Source organism: Streptomyces sp. NPDC056480 (genome assembly GCF_042795405.1).
In the GTDB taxonomy this organism is placed as follows: domain Bacteria; phylum Actinomycetota; class Actinomycetes; order Streptomycetales; family Streptomycetaceae; genus Streptomyces.
Genome location: NZ_JBHTSA010000256.1, coordinates 1 through 1,866, shown reverse-complemented (window position 1 = coordinate 1,866; position 1,866 = coordinate 1). Strand labels below are relative to the sequence as shown.

General features: G+C 74.8%; 1 protein-coding gene. It reads right to left on the bottom strand.

The window, feature by feature from the left end:
- Nucleotides 1-50 precede the first annotated feature (50 nt).
- Nucleotides 51-1,703, bottom strand: a complete 1,653-nt coding sequence (locus ACFQ79_RS40695; RefSeq protein WP_383593430.1) for a phospho-sugar mutase — start codon at nt 1,701-1,703, stop codon at nt 51-53.
- Nucleotides 1,704-1,866 lie beyond the last annotated feature (163 nt).

The following is a 1,866-nucleotide window of genomic DNA, read 5'->3' as shown; positions in this document are numbered from 1 at the left end:
CCCTTCGGCCGTGTCCTTCGTTGTCCTTCGCGGCGGTCCCCCGCGGCGGATCAGAGTCCGGCGGCGGCCGACAGATCCCGCTTGATCGCCACCAGCACCTCGTGGGCCGTCGCCCGCGCCGGGGCGAGGTCGACGGCGGCGGCGACCGGCACCACGACCTCCAGGTAGCACTTGAGCTTGGGCTCCGTGCCGCTCGGGCGGACGATCACCCGGGCCTTGTAGTCGCCCTCCAGGTGGTAGCGCAGCCCGTCCGTCGGGGGCAGCGACTCCGTGCCCTTCGTCAGGTCCTCCGCCGACACGACCGTCAGACCGGCGAGCGAGACCGGCGGCCGCTCGCGCAGCGCCGACATGGCGTTCGCGATGACGCTCAGGTCCTCGACCCGCACCGACAGCTGGTCCGTGGCGTGCAGCCCGTGGGCGATCGCCAGGTCGTCGAGCAGATCGGTCAGCGTCCGGCCCTGCTCCTTGAGCACCGACGCCAGCTCGGTCACGAGCAGCGCCGCCGTGATGCCGTCCTTGTCGCGGACGCCCTCCGGGTCGACGCAGTAGCCGAGCGCCTCCTCGTAGCCGTACCGCAGGCCCTCGACGCGGGCGATCCACTTGAAGCCCGTCAGCGTCTCCTCATAGCCGACGCCCGCGGCCTCCGCGATCCGGCCGAGCAGCGAGGACGACACGATCGACTCGGCGAACACGCCCGTCGCGCCCTTGTGCACCAGGTGCGCGGCGAGCAGCGCGCCCACCTCGTCGCCGCGGAGCATCCGCCAGCCGCCCACGACGGTCGCGTCGGGCACGGCCACGGCGCACCGGTCGGCGTCCGGGTCGTTGGCGATGATCAGGTCGGGGTCCACGGCCCGGGCCGCCTCGAAGGCGAGGTCCATGGCACCCGGCTCCTCCGGGTTCGGGAAGGCGACCGTCGGGAACGCCGGGTCGGGTTCGGCCTGTGCGGCGACGAGCGCGGGCGGCGGGAAGCCGGCCCGGGCGAAGGCGGCCGTCAGGACGTCCTTGCCGACGCCGTGCATGGCCGTGTAGACGGTCCGCGCGGTGCGGGGGGACCCGGAGGTCAGGACGGCGTCCGTACGCTCCAGGTAGGCGTTCAGGACCTCGTCGCCGAGGGTCTCCCAGCCGGCCTCCGGGCGGGGCACGTCGTGCAGCGAGCGGATCGCGTCGATCTCGGCGGCGATCTCCGCGTCGGCGGGCGGCACGATCTGCGAGCCGTCGCCCAGGTAGACCTTGTAGCCGTTGTCGCGCGGCGGGTTGTGGCTCGCGGTCACCTCGACGCCGGCGACGGCGCCCAGATGCCTTATGGCGTACGCGAGGACGGGCGTCGGCAGCGGGCGGGGGAGGAGCGCGGCGCGCAGCCCGGCGCCGGTCATCACGGCGGCGGTGTCGCGCGCGAAGTCGGCCGACTTGTAGCGGGCGTCGTAGCCGATGACGACGAGGCCGCCCTCCTGGCCCTTGGCCCTGAGGTACGCGGCGAGGCCGGCGGCGGCGCGGATGACGACCGAGCGGTTCATCCGCATGGGCCCGGCGCCGATCTCACCGCGGAGGCCGGCGGTGCCGAACTGGAGGGTGCCGCTGAAACGGGCGGCGAGCTCGTCGGTCGCGCCCGCGTCGATGAGCTCCGCGAGCTCCTCGCGGGTCTCCTCGTCGGGGTCCTCGGCGAGCCAGGCCTGGGCCCGGGCGAGGAGGTCGTCCTGCGTCACGGTGTGCCTTTCGGGGTGGGGCGGTCGGGAGGTGGGTGCGGGGGCGTGAGCCGCTGCGCGGAGCCATTCCCCACCCCGCCCCTTCCCGAACGGGGGGCGAGCCCCCAGCCCCCGTACGGCCTGCGGCCGTGCCCTCGGGCGCCGGGCGGGCTGGGTCTCCGCC